We start from the raw sequence: 15,020 nt of genomic DNA, 5'->3' as shown, positions 1-15,020 counted from the left end.
CCCGCGGCCGCTACGGGACCCGGTGCAGCCACTCCGTGGTGCCGAACTTGGTCTCCACCCGGCGGCGGGCGGCGTCGAGTTCGGCCTCGGTGAGTTCCGCCGGCGTCGCCGCGTACCGTTCAGTGAAGACCTCGATCATGGCGGCGACGATCTCGGCGCGGGCCAGCCCGGTCTGCCGCCGCAGCGGGTCGACGCGTTTCTTGGCGCTGGTGGTGCCCTTGTCGGAGAGCTTCTCCTTGCCGATCCGCAACACGTCCACCATCTTGTCGGCGTCGATGTCGTAGCTCATGGTGACGTGGTGCAGCATGCCGCCGTTGGCAAGTCGCTTCTGCGCGGCACCGCCGATCTTGCCCTGGTCGGTGGCAATGTCATTCAGCGGCACGTAGAAGGCGTTGATGCCGACTTTTTCCAGCGCGGCCATGACCCAGGCGTCCAGGAAAGCGTACGAGTCCGCGAAGCTGATGCCATCTACGAGGGTTTGCGGCAGGTAGAGCGAGTAGGTGATGCAGTTGCCGGCCTCCATGAACATGGCTCCGCCGCCGCTGATCCGGCGGACCACGCTGATGCCGTGCCGGCTGACGCCGTCGGGGTGGACCTCGTTGCGGACGGACTGGAAACTGCCGATCACAACCGACGGTTCCTCCCAATCCCAGAACCGCAGCGTCGGGTTGCGGCGCCCGGCACCGACCTCCTCGGTGAGGACCTCGTCGAGGGCCACGTTCACGTGCGTCGGCAGCACGGACGGGCCGATGATGTTCCAGTGGTGGTCGCCCCAGCCGGTGGCCTTGGCCAGGGCCCGGCGGACCGCGATGGCGACCGCTTCGGCGGAGAAGCCGAAGAGCACGGCGTCCTCCGGCAGGGCCTCGGTCACGGCTGCGGCCAGATCCGCCGCGCTGGCGTCCACCGGCAGGCCGGTGAGGCTGCGGTTGATGTCCAGGAGCGCCTCGTCGGGTTCGAGGAAGAAGTCCCCGCTGATCGAGACGTGGGCCAGGACGCCGTCGACGACGTCGAGATCGGCCACCACCAGCTTGCCGCCGGGAACCTTGTACTCTCCGTGGCGCCGGCCGCCGTCGTCCTCGGTGCTGGGCGCTGCGGGGGAAGGGAAGGAAGTCATACCCTCAATCCTGCCCCACTGCCCGGCCGAAACAGAACCCGGCCGCGAACCGCAGCGGCCCCGCACCCGGCCGGCCCCGGGACGCAAAAAGCCCGCACCGTTGCCGGTGCGGGCTTTTCCAAAAGACCTTGGGGTGAAGAAAGTTACTTCTTGCCGCCGAAGCCCTTGAAGCGAGCGTTGAAGCGCTCGACGCGGCCTGCAGAGTCCATGATGCGCTGCTTGCCCGTGTAGAACGGGTGGGACTCGGAGGAGATTTCGACGTCGATGACCGGGTAGGTGTTTCCGTCTTCCCACTCGATGGTCTTCGAGGAAGACACGGTGGACTTGGTCAGGAACTTGACGCCGGAAGCCAGGTCGTTGAAAACAACAGCTTCGTACTTCGGGTGGATATCAGACTGCATAATTGGACCTTTGTTCACGCAACTGGATTTTGCCAGCTGCCAGGTATGAGTGGGAGTGGCTGCCCGGCGCCGAAAGGCGCAGCACGGCCAGCTATCAATAATAGCCCAGATCCCCCTACCGGACGAACCGGCCCGCGGGCGGACTCCCGGGATCCTGCCAACGGCAGTGGCGGCCCGGATGGCGCATCAGTCGCGGGGCCGCAGTTCCCAGAACGCGACGGCGGACGCGGCAGCGACGTTGAGCGAATCGACGCCGGCGCGCATCGGGATTTTCACGGCAAGGTCGACGGCGGCGAGGGTTGCCCCGCTCATCCCGGCGCCTTCGGTGCCGAGCACCAGGGCCAGCCGCTCGGGGTTCCGGGCAGCGAGGACGTCGACATCCACGGCGTCCGGCGTCAGTTCCATCGCAGCGACCAGGAACCCGTGTTCCTTGAGTACTGCCAGCTCCCCCGGCCAGTCTTCGAGCCGAGCCCACGGGACCTGGAACACGGTGCCCATGCTCACGCGGACGCTGCGCCGGTAGAGCGGGTCCCCGCAGCGCGGGGAGACCAGTACGGCGTCGAGCCCCAGGGCGGCCGCGGAGCGGAAGATCGCGCCGACATTCGTGTGGTCCACGATGTCCTCCAGGACCGCGATCCGGCGGGCACCGGCGAGCAGTTCGGGCAGCGGCACGGGAGCCGGGCGGTGCATGGCCGCCATAGCGCCGCGGTGCAGGTGGAAGCCGGTGATTTCCTCCAGCAGCGCGGCCGAGCCGATGTACGCCGGCACGTCCGGGTAGGCCTCAAACACGTCGGCGAGGTCCTCGAGCCATTTCTCCGCGAGGAAGAATGAGCGCGGCCGGTGCCCGGCGGCGAGGGCGCGGCGCAGCACCCGGGAGGACTCCGCGATGTACATGCCCTCGGCGGGTTCGCGGACTTTGCGCAGGTGCACGTCGGTCAGCTGGGTGTAGTCGGCGACCCGGGGGTCGTCGGCGGATTCGAGGTGGTGGAAGCTCATGGACCGCTCAATTCACCAGCTTCGCGATCATGAAGCCCAGGGCCACGGTTCCCAGGATGAAGATGACGCCGCGCAGCACCGGCGGCGACAGGCGGCGGCCCACCTTGGCACCGACCAGGCCGCCGACCAGCGAACTGACGGCAATCAGCCCGACCGCGGGCCAGCTGATCCGGTCGAAGGCGAACAGCAGGTAGGACGCTGCGGCGACGAGGTTCACGCCGAGGACCAGGATGTTCTTCATGGCGTTGGCGTTCTGCATGGTTCCGGCCATGAATACGCCGAGGATGCCGACCAGCAGGATGCCCTGCGCCGCCACGAAGTACCCTCCGTAGACGCCCGCGAGGTAGACCAGTACCACCAACAGGAAGCCGTGCCGCTTGTCCCGGATGGCGTGTTCCGGGTTCTCTTCGCGGTTCTGCACCCAACGCTGCAGCCTGGGCTGGAACACCACCATCAGCAGGGCCACCACGATCAGGGCGGGCGCAGCGTAGTGGAAAACCTGCTCCGGCAGGTGCAGCAGCAGGTAGGCGCCGGTGATTCCGCCCAGCAGCGAGGCGGGCAGCAGCCGCAGGAGTTGGTTGCGCCGGCCGGCGAGCTCCTTGCGGTACCCCCAGGCCCCGGCCGCGCTGCCGGCCACCAGGCCCATGGCGTTGCTGATCGAGGCGGTCACCGGGGCGAAGCCAAGGGCGATCAGCACCGGGAACGTCACCAGGGTGCCGGAACCCACCACGCTGTTGATGGTGCCGGCCCAGAGGCCGGCGAAGAAAATGAAGACGCTACTGAGGAACTCCACGCGCTGTCAGCGGGCCGTTCAGCGGCGGGCGGTGGCGGTGTACCGGCCGCCGGTCTCGCTGACGTCGAGGTCGACGCCGAAGGTCTTGCTGAGGTTTTCCGCGGTCAGCACGTCTGCCAGCGGGCCGGAGGCGACCACACCGCCGTCGCGCATCAGCAGGGCGTGCGTGAACCCGGGGGGCACTTCTTCGAGGTGGTGCGTGACCAGCACGATCGCCGGGGCGGCTTCGTCCCGGGCCAGCTCGCTGAGCCGGTGGACGAGGTCTTCGCGGCCGCCCAGGTCCAGGCCGGCGGCGGGCTCATCGAGCAGCAGCAGCTCCGGATCCGTCATGAGCGCGCGGGCAATCTGCACACGCTTGCGTTCGCCCTCGGAGAGTGACGCGAAAGGGCGGTTGAGCAGCGGGCCCATCCCCCACTCATTGAGCAGGGCGAAGGCGCGGCGTTCGTCGTCCTTTTCGTAGCCCTCGCGCCAGCGGCCGGTGACGCCGTACGCGGCGGTCACCACGACGTTGAGGACCTTTTCGTGCTCGGGGATCTGGTTGGCGAGGGCGGCGGAAGACAGGCCGATCCGCGGGCGGAGTTCGAAGACGTCCACGGCGCCGAGGATCTCTTCGAGGATCCCGGCCATACCGCTGGTCGGGTGGAGGCGGGCGGCGGCCACCTGCAACAGAGTGGTTTTGCCGGCGCCGTTGGGGCCCAGGATCACCCAACGCTCGCCTTCCTTGACCTGCCAGTCAACCTTGTCCAGGAGCGTTTTTGCCCCACGTACAACGCTGACGGCGGCCATTTCAAGAACATCACTCATAGGAGTAGACACTAGGACAAAAAAGCGGACGACTGATAACCGGGGCGGCGGGCCCGCAGTGGCGCCCCCGGGGTGCGTCACCGGCGCGAAACGAATTCAGGGCGGCTGCGGCCCGCTCGCTAGGATTGAGGCCATGAGTTCGAACGTGACCGCGGTCAGCTACGGCGTCAAATTGTCCCTTCCCGAAGTAGCGCAGCTGCGCCGGTCGCTGGCCGGAGCGGGGTTGTCCATCGGCGCCGAAAGCACCGCCGGCGACGGCCGCTTCTCGGTTTACTCCGCCGACTGCACTATGCCGGACGCCCCCACGGCGGCCGGGCTGGACGGGCTCCGCCGGAGCATCGCCGCGGCGCGGATTGACGGCGTCGACACGGCCATTGTCCCCGCCGCCCTGCGGGAGGCCCCGCGGAAGTTCCTGATCATGGACGTGGACTCCACGCTGATCCGGCAGGAAGTCATTGAGCTCCTGGCGGCCTACGCCGGCAAGCGCGAGGAAGTGACGGCCGTGACGGAGGCGGCCATGCGCGGCGAACTGGACTTCGCGCAGAGCCTGCACGCCCGGGTGGCGGTGCTCGCCGGGCTGCCGGCCGACGTCGTCGAGTCCGTCCGCGCGGAGGTGACCCTGAGCGACGGCGCGGCCGAGCTGGTGGTGGCGTTCAAGGCGGCCGGGCACGCCGTCGCGGTGGTGTCGGGCGGCTTCAACCAGATCCTGCGGCCGATTGCCGAGGACCTGGGGCTGGACTACTGGATTGCCAACGAACTGGAAATTGTGGACGGCGCGCTGACCGGGAAAGTACTCGGCGACGTGGTGGACCGCGCCGCCAAGGAAAAGTACCTGCGGGAGTGGGCCGCGGCCGAGGGCATCCCGATGGAGCACACCATCGCGGTGGGCGACGGCGCCAACGACCTGGACATGCTGGGCGCCGCGGGCATCGGGGTCGCGTTCAACGCCAAGCCGGCAGTCCGCGCCGTGGCGGACGCAGCCGTGAACATGCCGTACCTCGACGCCGTCCGGCACATCGCCGGCGTGTAGGGCCCGGCCTGGCGTCGGCCCGGTGTTAACGCCAGATGGCACTTGGCGGCAGTGTTCTTGAAAAACACTGCCGCCAAGTGCCATCTCGGCGGTTACTAGTTGCCCGCGTCGCTGGACTTGTCGAAGTAGTCGGCGCCGCCGACGTATTCGGTGTGGCCGGTCTCGACGTCGGCGGTGGCCATCCTGGCGACCTCGGCGGCAAATTCCTTCACTGAGTACAGCTTGCCGGCCTCGGCGCGGCGGGCCTCGATGGCGCCCGGGTTGGAGCGGTCCAGGAGCGTGGCGGTGACGGTGCCTTCGATCATGTCGCCGGAGACCACCACCAGGGAGATGCCCTTGTCGGCGAGGCTCGGAACGAGCTCCCGGAGCGCGTCTTCACCGGCGCGCTTGCTGCGGGCGACGGGCTCATACTCGGGCATGGTGGGCACGGTCTCGATGAAGTGGGCCTGGTGGCTGGTCACAAAGACCACCCGCGACCCTTCGGACATCAGCGGCACGGCGGCGTTGAGCATGTTCACCTGGGCGTCGCGGTTGAGCTTGAGCGCGTAGCCCTCTTCCATGCCGGACTCCATGCCGCCGGAGGCGTTAAGGACCAGCAGATCCAGCGAGCCAAAGTTCTCCATCGCTGCGCTGGCGAGTGCCTGGACGCCTTCCTGCGTGGTGAGGTCAGCGCCTACGGCTGCGGCCCGGCCGCCCGCTGCCTCGATTTCCGCGACCACCTTGTTGGCGCGCGGCGCCTTCTGGCGGTAGTTCACCACGACGGCGGCTCCCTCGGCGGCGAGGAACTTGGCCACCTCTGCGCCAATGCCGCGCGACGAACCGGTAACGATCGCGGTCTTGTTGTCCAGCAGTCCCATTCGAGCTCCTTTGTTCCAAACGTCCAAATACTGTGGGGTCTGCTGTCCATCATGCCAGCGGTCCGCAGCAATTCGATTGTCCGGGATCCACAAAGAAGCCGCGCAGGCCTAGTTCCGGTGGCCGCGTGGTTCGGGTCGCGGCAGGCTCCGCGGGACATGCCCTCCGGGAGAGTCGAGCACCGGACATAGTGCCCATATGCCCACCCGCCGCGACGAAGACTGGACATGTCCCCCTGGTGGAAGCGGGTGCGAGTGGCTGCGGGGACCGGTGGCGGCGCGCGCTCCGCGGGACATGCCCTCCGCGTGCGTCGGGCACTGGACATAGTGCCCATATGCCCACTCGCCGCGACGAAGACTGGACATGTCCCCCTGGTGGAAGACGGTGCGAGTGGCTGCGGGGACCGGTGGCGCCAGGCGCTCCGCGGGACATGCCCTCCGCGTGCGTCCGGCACTGGACATAGTACCCATAAGCCCACCCGCCGCGACGAAGACTGGACATGTCCCCCTGGTGGAAGCGGGCGCGAGTGGCTGCGGGGACCGGTGGCGGCGTAGGCTCGCGGCCATGGGGAGCCAAGGCACCGAGTCCACACCGGAGGAAGTCTTTTACGGGTCGCCCCGGGGCCTTGCCTTGTACCGCGTCGTGGAACGGATGCTTACCGGACCCGCGCCGGTCGCAGCAGGCCGGCTTTCAGCTGGTCCGCCTGCAGTCGGCCCGGACGCCGTCGATCCGCCTGAAATCAGGGCAACCAAAAGCCAGGTCGCCTTCCGCGGGCGGCGCCGCGGCTTCGCCTACGTCTGGTGGCCCGGGCGCTACGTGCGCTCCGACGTGCCGGCCGTGCTCTCGATTGCCGCGGGCAGCCGGATCGACTCGCCCCGGTTCAAGTCGGTGGTGCACCCGTCACCCGGACTATGGATGCATCATCTGGAGCTTCGTTCCGTGGAGGACCTCGACGCCGAGGTGGCGGGCTGGCTGCGGCAGGCCCGGGACGAAGCCGACTGAAGTCCGGTCCGGCGCTCGACTCGCCTGCCGCAGCCAACCGGCTGGCTCCCCCAAGACCTGCGGCGAGGTGCCGGCCGGCGGTGAGACCTGCCTGCGTCAGCCCCGGTCGACCCTGATCTTCTTGGTCGTCTCGCCCGGCGACGTGACGGGGGCGGGGGCGCGCACTTCCAGGACGCCGTCCTTGTAGCTGGCGGTGATGTCTTCTTCCTTGGCCCCGGCCGGCAGGGCGATGCTGCGCAGGAAGGAGCCGTAGCGGAACTCTGAACGGTAGCCCGTCTTGCTCTTGTGCTCGGTCTTTTCCTCACGTTCGGCCCTGATATGCAGCATGCCTTCGCTGACCGACACGTCGACGTCCTTGTCGGGATCGATGCCGGGAACCTCCGCCCGCACCACCAGGGTGTTTCCGTCCTGGAACTGCTCGACCTTGATGGTCGAGGCCATCGTCAGGTCGCCGTCGAGGAAGCGGCGGACGGGCTCCAACATGTCCGAGGGTGCCCACTTGCTGAGATCAGCCATAATAATCCTCCTGGGTCCACGCCCCTGCCTTGGCGCGGTCAGGGGCTGTACGACCCATTACACGCCCCCGGCTGCTGCGCCGCCTAGGGCCAAAGGCCCGGCCCCGGGCGGAACCCGCGGCGCCGAGACCGGGCCGCAGCCGCCGTCGTCCGCGGGCCCGGCAGCCGCCGTCGTCCGCGGGGACGGCAAACGCAACCGGCCCAGCCGGCCCAGCCGGCCCGGGCCTAGTGGCCCATGCCGAGGCCGCCGTCGACCGGGATAACCGCGCCGGAGATGTAGGCCGCCTCATCGCTGGCGATCCAGCGCACGACGTCGGCGACTTCCGACGCTTCGGCGAAGCGGCCGGCGGGAACCTTGGACAGGTAGTCCTTCTGCGTGGCTTCCGGCAGTTCGGCGGTCATGTCCGTGTTGATGAAGCCGGGCGCCACCACGTTGGCGGTGATGCCGCGTGCCCCGAGCTCGCGGGTAAGTGAGCGGGCGATGCCGACCAGGCCGGCCTTGGACGCGGAGTAGTTGATCTGGCCGGGGGCGCCGTAGAGGCCGGACACGGAGGAAATGAGCACCACGCGGCCCTTGCGGGCCCGGATCATGCCCTTGGAAGCGCGCTTGATGACGCGGAAGGCGCCGGTGAGGTTCGTGTCGATCACCGAGGTGAAATCGTCCTCACTCATCCGCATCAGGAGTGTGTCCTTGGTGATGCCGGCGTTGGCGACGAGGACCTCCACCGGCCCGTGCGCCGCCTCGACCTCGGCGAACGCGGCGTCCACGGAGGCCTCGTCCGTGACGTCGGCTTTGACCCCGAGGATGCCGGCCGGGAGCGTCGTCTCGCTGCGGTAGGTCACAGCGACCTTGTCGCCGTTGGCCAGGAAGGACTCGGCGATGGCGAGGCCAATGCCCCGGTTGCCGCCGGTGATGAGGACGCTGCGGCTGGTCGAGGTTGCTTCAGACATATTGGGCTCCGGGATTCTGCGGCTCACTGGCACCGCGTCGGGTGGGCTGGATTTTCCTGCCTCCGATCTTAGCCTCCGGCGCGAACGTTCCGGCCCGGGGCCGGCAGCTGTTTGGGTGCCCCCGCCGATGGTGAGAGAATCGAAGTAAGCCTATGGAGCGTGATCTGACAGCCGTGACAAACAAGAACCGACCCGGTGAGCGGTCGTCCGGGGAGTACTCCGGTGACACCGAGGTCCATAGCATTACCGACGCCGCCGCCGCCCACTCGGAAGAGATGCGCCAGCGGATGGTCAAATATGCCGTGGCCATGGGCATCCGCATGATCTGCCTGGTCCTCGTGTTCGTGGTGGACGGCTGGTTCAAGGTCATCCCCATCATCGGAGCCGTCTTCCTGCCCTGGTTTGCGGTGGTGATCGCCAACGGCAGCGACCGCGCCGAAGTCCACAGCGAGTCCCTGATCGACTACGTCCCGATGGGCGAACTCGACGCGCCCCGCCCGGCGGAGACTCCCGGCCAGCGCCCCCCGGCGGCGGACGACGCCCCCATCACGCTGCTCCAAGGCGAGCTGATTGACGACGACGACGAGGACCACAGGCGGGCTGCTTCATGAACATTTTTGATCTGGCCGACCCCGCTGCCGCGCCTGCAACGGCGATGTGCTCGCGCAAGGCCTGCCGCGCCGACGCCGCCTGGCAGCTGCTCTGGAACAACCCGAAGATCCACACCCCGGAGCGCCGCAAAACCTGGCTCGCCTGCCCGGAACACCGTGCCTGGCTGGAGGATTATCTGCAGACGCGCGGGCTCTGGAAGGCAACCGTCCCGCTGGACGACGCTGCCGGCAACGGCGCGGAATCCCCCATTGTCCCGGGCAGGGCCGGCTGAATGTACCGCTTCCTTTTCTCCAGCAAGTGGCTGGGTTACCTGCTGCTGGCCGCCATTTTTGCCACCGCGTGCGTGTTCCTGGGCCGCTGGCAGATGGACCGCCGGGCCGAGACCCTCGCCGAGATCAACCGCGTCGTCTCGAACTACTCCGCGACCCCGATTCCCTTCGCGGACGCCCGGGACCAGTTCATCAAGCTCGACGCTGACCGGGAATGGACGCAGGTAGAACTCCGCGGCCGCTACGACGAGGCCGGGCAGCGGATTGTCCGCAACCGCCCGCTCAACGGACAACCCGGCTATGAGGTGGTGGTGCCGTTCAAGCTGGAGTCCGGCGAAACGGTGGTGATCGACCGCGGCTGGCTTCCCATCGGCAATAAGACTCCCGGGAGCCCGGATTCGGTCCCGGCTCCGCCGGCCGGCAACGTCACCGTGGTGGCCCGGCTCAAGCCGGCCGAGCCGGCGCTGCAGCGCGGCGCCCCGGACGGGCAGCTCGCGTCGATCGACCTGGCAACCTACTCCTCCCAGCTTGGATACCCGCTGCTCACCGGCGCCTACGGCCAACTGGCTTCGGAGACCCCGCCGGCCGCAGACATGCCCGTCGGCTTCCCCAAGCCCTCCACCGAGGAAGGCACCCACCTGTCCTATTCGCTGCAGTGGTTTGCCTTCGGCGTCCTCATGTTCGTCGGCTTCGGTTACGCTGCCCGCCAACAGGCCCGGAACGCCGCTATTGATGCGGAGGACGCTGAGGACCAGGACGCCGGGGACGGGTACCTGCACGCGAGCAATCCGTCCCCGCACCGTCGGACGGTCCCCCGGAAGCGCAAGACTGCCACGGCCGAGGAAGAGGAAGACGCAATCCTGGACGCCCAGGGATTCTGAGGGAGCACCGGATGGACCCCGACGCCGTCGCCAGCGTCCGGCGCGCGCTCCTCGCGGCCGGCGCCACGGATACCGTGGCCATCTTTGAGTCCCCGGTGCCGACGGCGGCGGCAGCCGCCGCTGCTTTGGCCTGCGACGTCGCGGCGATCACGAACAGCCTCATCTTCGACCTGGACGGCGCTCCCCTGCTGATCCTTGCCAGCGGCGCAGCCAAAGTGGACGTCCGCAAGGTTGAAGCCCTTCTCGGCTCCGGGAAGATCCGCCGCGCCTCCCCCGACTTCGTCCTGCACCACACGGGCCAACGCGTAGGCGGAGTGGCCCCGCTCGGCCATCCGGCGAAAATCAGAACCCTCCTCGACGAATCCCTGAAGAACCACGAACCGCTCTGGGCCGGCGCCGGAGACCACAACTCCATGTTCTCCATCAGCTACCAAGAACTCCACCGCATCACCGCCGCGGAAGAACTCCAGGTACGTTAGCTTCCGCAGTGGCGACATGACCGCCAGCGGAGCGACATCCGTGAGAGCGCTGAGCGCGATGATGACGATGCACTAGCGCAACGGTGCGGCTGATTTGCGTAGCGTGCGTCTAAGCGGGGGCCCACGCCGTCCGGGTTCCCTGGCCGAGCTTGCGAGGTTAGGGGGACGGTGGGGAGTACGAGCGAGCACGCGGCAAATCGGGCGTGCCGGGGCGCGGAGGTGACCAGAAGGGACCGCCCGAACGAGGATTACGCCAGCGTGATCAAATCCAGGTAGTCCTCGTTCCAGAGATCCTCGACCCCGTCAGGCAGCAGCACGACGCGCTCCGGGTTGAGTGCCTCGACGGCGCCCTCGTCGTGGCTCACCAGCACGACCGCGCCGGTATAGTTGCGCAGCGCGCCCAGGATCTCGGAGCGGCTGGCGGGGTCGAGGTTGTTGGTGGGCTCGTCAAGGAGCAGCACGTTGGCGCTCGACGCGACAATCGTGGCCAGCGCCAGCCGGGTTTTCTCACCGCCGGAGAGCACCCCGGCGGGCTTGTCGACGTCGTCGCCGGAGAACAGGAACGAGCCCAGGATGCCGCGGACCTCGGAGTCGTTCATGTCCGGCGCGGCCGAGCGCATGTTCTGCAGCACGGTGCGGTCGACGTCGAGCGTCTCATGCTCCTGCGCGTAGTAGCCCACCTTGAGGCCGTGGCCGGGGATGACTTCGCCGGTGTCGGGCTTGTCGACGCCGGCGAGCATGCGCAGCAGTGTCGTTTTGCCGGCGCCGTTGAGGCCCAGGATAACCACCTTGGAGCCGCGGTCGATCGCGAGGTCGACGTCGGTAAAGATTTCCAGCGACCCGTAGGACTTGCTGAGGCCGTCGGCGGTGAGCGGGGTCTTGCCGCAGGGCGAGGGGTCCGGGAAGCGCAGGGCGGCCACGCGGTCGTTCTCGCGCACCGCTTCCAGGCCGCCGAGCAGCCGCTCCGCGCGCTTGGCCATGTTCTGCGCTGCGACGGCCTTGGTGGCCTTGGCGCGCATCTTGTTGGCCTGGTCCATCAGGACCTGGGCCTTCTTCTCGGCGTTGGCGCGTTCGCGCTTGCGGGCGCGCTCGTCGGTTTCGCGCTGCGTCAGGTAGCGCTTCCAGTCCATGTTGTAGAAGTCGATCTGCGCGCGGTTGGCGTCCAGCAGGAAGACCTTGTTGACCGTCGCCTCGAGCAGTTCGGTGTCGTGGCTGATCACGATCAGGCCGCCCTGGTGGTTCTTGAGGAACTCGCGCAGCCAGGCAATGGAGTCGGCGTCGAGGTGGTTGGTGGGCTCATCGAGCAGCATCGTCTCGGCGTCGGAGTAGAGGATGCGGGCGAGCTCCACACGGCGGCGCTGGCCGCCGGAGAGGGTCTTCAGTGGCTGGTTCAGCAGCCGGTCCGGCAGGGCGAGGTTCGAACAGATCGCGGCGGCCTCAGCCTCGGCAGCGTAGCCGCCGGCGGCGAGGAACTCGGATTCCAGCCGGTCGTAGCGGTTCATGGCCTTGCGCTGGACGGTGGCGTCCTCGCTGGCCATCTCCTCGTGCGCGACCCGGAGCTTGCCGACCGCGATGTCGAGGCCGCGGGCGGACAGGATCCGGTCCCGGGCCAGCTGCTCCATGTCCGGCGTGCGGGGGTCCTGCGGCAGGTAGCCGATCTCGCCGCTGCGGGTCACCTTCCCGGCGGCGGGGAGGCCTTCACCGGCCAGCACCCGGGTCAGCGTGGTCTTGCCTGCACCGTTACGGCCAACGAGGCCGATCTTGTCTCCCTTGTCGATCCGGAAGCTCACCTGGTCCATAAGCAGACGGGCGCCGGCGCGCAGTTCGAGATCCTGGACGGTAATCAATGCAGCTAAGGCCTTTCACAACAGGGAACGCCGCGGCACAACGGATGAAGTCTGGACGGGGCCGGGGCAGTGTGGCCAAGAGTTCGGCCTCTACCAGTCTACCGGCACCTCCCCTGACGGGTGACATCGGGGAACGCCGCGGACGACGGCGGCCGGCGCCCGCCGTCGTTGACCGCCGCTTCGCCGGATTGGCGGAGTGGTCCAGCGAGCGGGCCCGCGCTTAGTGGAAGGCCTACAAAATGGCGGCGTGGCCGCGGCCGTATCGTCGGAAGTAGATCCCCGGACCCACCACGCGACAGGAAACATCATGAGCAATGCCGAGAATGCCGTCACCGATGCCGGCACCACCAACCCCACCGCTTCCAGTGCCGCGACGCCGCGCGGAAGCCGGCGCAACCGCTGGGATGCTACCGACCTGGGACTGATCGCCGTCTTCGCCGCACTCGTCGCGGCGTCGGCGCTCGTGGCGGCCATCCCGGTCGCCGGCCTGGGTGTGCCGATCACGTTGCAGACCCTCGCTGTGATGCTCACCGGGCTCGCGCTGGGCGCGGGCCGCGCCTTCGCCGCCGTCGGGCTCTACCTGCTCCTGGGCTTCGCCGGACTGCCGATCTTCAGCGGCGGGCGCAGCGGCCTGGGTGTCCTGGCCGGACCGTCGGCGGGCTACATCATCGGCTTCCTGCTGGCGGCCACCGCCGTCGGCGCCCTGACCGCCGTCGTGTTGCGCCGCACGGCGGGCCGCTCCGGGAAGCTCCGGGCCGTGCTGCTCTTCTGCGCCGCCATGGTCAGCAGCATCGTCTTTGTCCACGGGCTGGGCATCCTCGGCATGGTGGTCAACGCGAAACTCAGTTTCTCCGCAGCTTTCGTGGCCGACCTCGCGTTCTACCCGGGCGACATCATTAAGAACGTCCTTGCGGTCACGGTCGCCCTCGCCCTGCACAAGGCCTTCCCTGACCTGCTGGTGCGCCGCATCCGGCGCGCAGACGGACGCGCATGAGCATTGTCCTGGACCGCGCGGAGGTGCGGGTCGCCGTTGACGGCTCGGCGGAGCCCAAGACCTTGCTCCACGCCACGTCCCTGGACCTGACCGAGCGGCGGATCGGCGTGATCGGCGCCAACGGCTCCGGGAAGTCGACGCTGCTGCGGCTGCTGAACGGCCTGGTCGCGCCGAGCTCCGGCAGTGTCACGGTCGCCGGTGCGGACACGGTCCGGGAGGTGCGGGCCGTGCGCCGCCGGGTCGGCTTTGTCTTCACCGATCCGCTCTCGCAGCTGGTAATGCCCACGGGCCGGGAGGACGTGGAATTGTCCCTGCGCCGTTCGGAGCGGAACGCCGGCCGACGACGTGCCCTGGCTGAAGCGGCGCTGGAGCGTTTCGGGCTGCTGGCGCTGGCGGACCAGAGTGTCTACGAGCTCTCCGGCGGCGAACGGCAGCTGGTGGCCCTCGCCGCCGTGCTGGCCGTCAAACCGGACGTCCTGGTGCTGGACGAGCCGTCCACCCTGCTGGACCTGCGGAACCGCGAACTCCTGCGCCGCACCCTGGCCGGGCTGGAACAGCAGGTCATCCTGTCCACGCACGACCTGGACCTTGCCCTCGATCTGGACCGGGTGCTCGTGGTGGACGCCGGGAAGGTAGTGTTCGACGGCGGCGCGGCCGCCGCCGTCGCGCAGTACCGGCAGCTGTGCGCGGCGGATCCCGCTGCCGTGCCGCCCGCCCGCGGGGAGACGGCGGGGCCATGAGGGGGCACGGCTTCCTGCTGGCCAATTACGTGCCGGGGAGTTCCCCGGTGCACCGCGCGCCGCTGTGGCTGAAGTTCCTTCTGGTGCTCGCGTGTGGGATGGGCTCATTTTTGGTGGCGGACTGGGCCGCGGCTGCAGCGGGGCTAGTGCTGCTGTGCGGGGTGTTCCTGCTCAGCGGCGCCGGTGCCGGCAGGCTGCTCCGGGCCGTCCGGCCGGTCCTGCCCGTGCTGGCCATGATCGGGCTGTTCCAGTGGTGGCAGCTTGGCGGCCCCGTTGCGGCACGGATTGTACTGAACGTCCTGGTCTGTGTGGTGGCGGCGTCGATCCTCACCGCCACCACCCCGGTCCAGACCCTGTTGGACGGTGTGGCCTCGCTGGCCCGGCCGTTCCGCCGGTTCGGCGCCGATCCCGAGCGGTTCGCGCTGACGATCGCCGTGATGCTGCGCAGCATCCCCTTCATCGCCGGAGCCTATGCCGATGTCCGTGATTCGGCCCGCGCCCGTGGCCTGGAGCGGAACCCCCGCGCCTTGGTACTGCCGGTGTTCATCACCACGGTGGCCTTTGCCCGGCAGACCGGCGAGGCCCTGGCGGCCCGCGGGTTGGCCGAGGCGGAGGATTGGGAGGACTGAGCCCGGCCACCCGGGACATGCCCACCCTAGGCCGCCGGGCGTGGACATACGGCCCCTATGTCCAATCCCGGGCCCGAAGAATGAGCATGTCCCCCGGGTTGGCGCACT

At 68.6% G+C, this 15,020-nt stretch carries 18 protein-coding genes; 9 read left to right on the top strand and 9 right to left on the bottom strand.

What is annotated here, in order from left to right:
* Positions 1-10 precede the first annotated feature (10 nt).
* From lplAB to AC1MED_RS09085, 5 genes are all read right to left on the bottom strand, one after another.
* Entirely contained in the window at positions 11-1,114 is a 1,104-nt protein-coding gene (gene lplAB, locus AC1MED_RS09105) for a lipoate-protein ligase LplAB (RefSeq protein ID WP_479783043.1), read from the bottom strand.
* Positions 1,115-1,257: 143 nt separating this feature from the next.
* Positions 1,258-1,515, bottom strand: coding sequence for a type B 50S ribosomal protein L31 (locus tag AC1MED_RS09100; RefSeq protein WP_056739465.1), 258 nt, complete (start codon positions 1,513-1,515; stop codon positions 1,258-1,260).
* A 186-nt stretch (positions 1,516-1,701) separates the two neighbouring features.
* The gene (locus tag AC1MED_RS09095; RefSeq protein ID WP_479783042.1) at positions 1,702-2,511 is read right to left on the bottom strand and encodes a TrmH family RNA methyltransferase; all 810 of its coding nucleotides are present in this window, start codon (positions 2,509-2,511) and stop codon (positions 1,702-1,704) included.
* A 7-nt stretch (positions 2,512-2,518) separates the two neighbouring features.
* Positions 2,519-3,304 carry a sulfite exporter TauE/SafE family protein gene (locus AC1MED_RS09090; RefSeq protein ID WP_479783041.1) on the bottom strand — a complete coding sequence of 262 codons (786 nt, stop codon included), beginning with the start codon at positions 3,302-3,304 and terminating at the stop codon, positions 2,519-2,521.
* 18 nt (positions 3,305-3,322) lie between these two features.
* Positions 3,323-4,108, bottom strand: a complete 786-nt coding sequence (locus AC1MED_RS09085; protein WP_479783040.1) for an ABC transporter ATP-binding protein — start codon at positions 4,106-4,108, stop codon at positions 3,323-3,325.
* 133 nt (positions 4,109-4,241) lie between these two features.
* Here AC1MED_RS09085 and serB point away from each other — a divergent pair, with 133 nt between their 5' ends.
* Positions 4,242-5,138, top strand: coding sequence for a phosphoserine phosphatase SerB (serB, locus tag AC1MED_RS09080; protein ID WP_479783039.1), 897 nt, complete (start codon positions 4,242-4,244; stop codon positions 5,136-5,138).
* Between the two features lie 95 nt (positions 5,139-5,233).
* Here serB and AC1MED_RS09075 read toward each other — a convergent pair whose 3' ends face one another.
* On the bottom strand, positions 5,234-5,995 hold the full coding sequence (locus AC1MED_RS09075) for an SDR family oxidoreductase (RefSeq protein WP_479783038.1): 762 nt from the start codon (positions 5,993-5,995) through the stop codon (positions 5,234-5,236).
* Between the two features lie 562 nt (positions 5,996-6,557).
* Here AC1MED_RS09075 and AC1MED_RS09070 point away from each other — a divergent pair.
* Positions 6,558-6,995, top strand: a complete 438-nt coding sequence (locus tag AC1MED_RS09070) for a DUF5655 domain-containing protein (RefSeq protein WP_479783037.1) — start codon at positions 6,558-6,560, stop codon at positions 6,993-6,995.
* Between the two features lie 96 nt (positions 6,996-7,091).
* On the opposite strand, the gene AC1MED_RS09065 is transcribed toward AC1MED_RS09070, so the two are convergent.
* Entirely contained in the window at positions 7,092-7,511 is a 420-nt protein-coding gene (locus AC1MED_RS09065) for an Hsp20/alpha crystallin family protein (RefSeq protein ID WP_479783036.1), read from the bottom strand.
* A gap of 224 nt (positions 7,512-7,735) precedes the next feature.
* On the bottom strand, positions 7,736-8,461 hold the full coding sequence (gene fabG, locus AC1MED_RS09060; protein ID WP_346958125.1) for a 3-oxoacyl-ACP reductase FabG: 726 nt from the start codon (positions 8,459-8,461) through the stop codon (positions 7,736-7,738).
* 152 nt (positions 8,462-8,613) lie between these two features.
* On the opposite strand from fabG, the gene AC1MED_RS09055 reads away from it, so the two are divergent.
* Genes AC1MED_RS09055 through AC1MED_RS09040 form a run of 4 tightly spaced genes read left to right on the top strand, consistent with a single transcriptional unit; the run spans position 8,614 to position 10,702 of the window.
* Positions 8,614-9,072, top strand: a complete 459-nt coding sequence (locus AC1MED_RS09055; RefSeq protein WP_346958126.1) for a DUF3099 domain-containing protein — start codon at positions 8,614-8,616, stop codon at positions 9,070-9,072.
* Entirely contained in the window at positions 9,069-9,344 is a 276-nt protein-coding gene (locus tag AC1MED_RS09050; RefSeq protein ID WP_346958127.1) for a hypothetical protein, read from the top strand. The genes AC1MED_RS09055 and AC1MED_RS09050 overlap by 4 nt, the downstream gene beginning before the upstream one ends.
* Positions 9,345-10,223 (top strand): SURF1 family cytochrome oxidase biogenesis protein, encoded by an 879-nt coding sequence (locus tag AC1MED_RS09045; RefSeq protein WP_479783035.1) that lies wholly within the window; start codon positions 9,345-9,347, stop codon positions 10,221-10,223.
* Between the two features lie 11 nt (positions 10,224-10,234).
* Entirely contained in the window at positions 10,235-10,702 is a 468-nt protein-coding gene (locus AC1MED_RS09040; protein ID WP_479783034.1) for a YbaK/EbsC family protein, read from the top strand.
* A gap of 248 nt (positions 10,703-10,950) precedes the next feature.
* Here AC1MED_RS09040 and AC1MED_RS09035 read toward each other — a convergent pair whose 3' ends face one another.
* Complete coding sequence (locus AC1MED_RS09035) at positions 10,951-12,549, bottom strand: ABC-F family ATP-binding cassette domain-containing protein (protein WP_479783033.1); 1,599 nt, start codon at positions 12,547-12,549, stop codon at positions 10,951-10,953.
* A gap of 307 nt (positions 12,550-12,856) precedes the next feature.
* On the opposite strand from AC1MED_RS09035, the gene AC1MED_RS09030 reads away from it, so the two are divergent.
* From AC1MED_RS09030 to AC1MED_RS09020, 3 genes are read left to right on the top strand one after another with little or no spacing between them, the layout of a single operon-like run.
* Positions 12,857-13,543 carry a biotin transporter BioY gene (locus AC1MED_RS09030; protein WP_479783032.1) on the top strand — a complete coding sequence of 229 codons (687 nt, stop codon included), beginning with the start codon at positions 12,857-12,859 and terminating at the stop codon, positions 13,541-13,543.
* A complete protein-coding gene (locus AC1MED_RS09025; RefSeq protein WP_479783030.1) occupies positions 13,540-14,283 on the top strand; it encodes an energy-coupling factor ABC transporter ATP-binding protein in 744 nt (247 codons plus the stop codon). The genes AC1MED_RS09030 and AC1MED_RS09025 overlap by 4 nt, the downstream gene beginning before the upstream one ends.
* A complete protein-coding gene (locus AC1MED_RS09020; RefSeq protein ID WP_479783029.1) occupies positions 14,280-14,912 on the top strand; it encodes an energy-coupling factor transporter transmembrane component T family protein in 633 nt (210 codons plus the stop codon). Before AC1MED_RS09025 ends, AC1MED_RS09020 begins: the two co-directional genes overlap by 4 nt.
* Positions 14,913-15,020: the final 108 nt, after the last annotated feature.

This window comes from Arthrobacter sp. BI5, from assembly GCF_056680065.1.
Note: the sequence above shows the minus strand (reverse complement) of the source record. Positions and strands in the feature narration are given on the sequence as shown.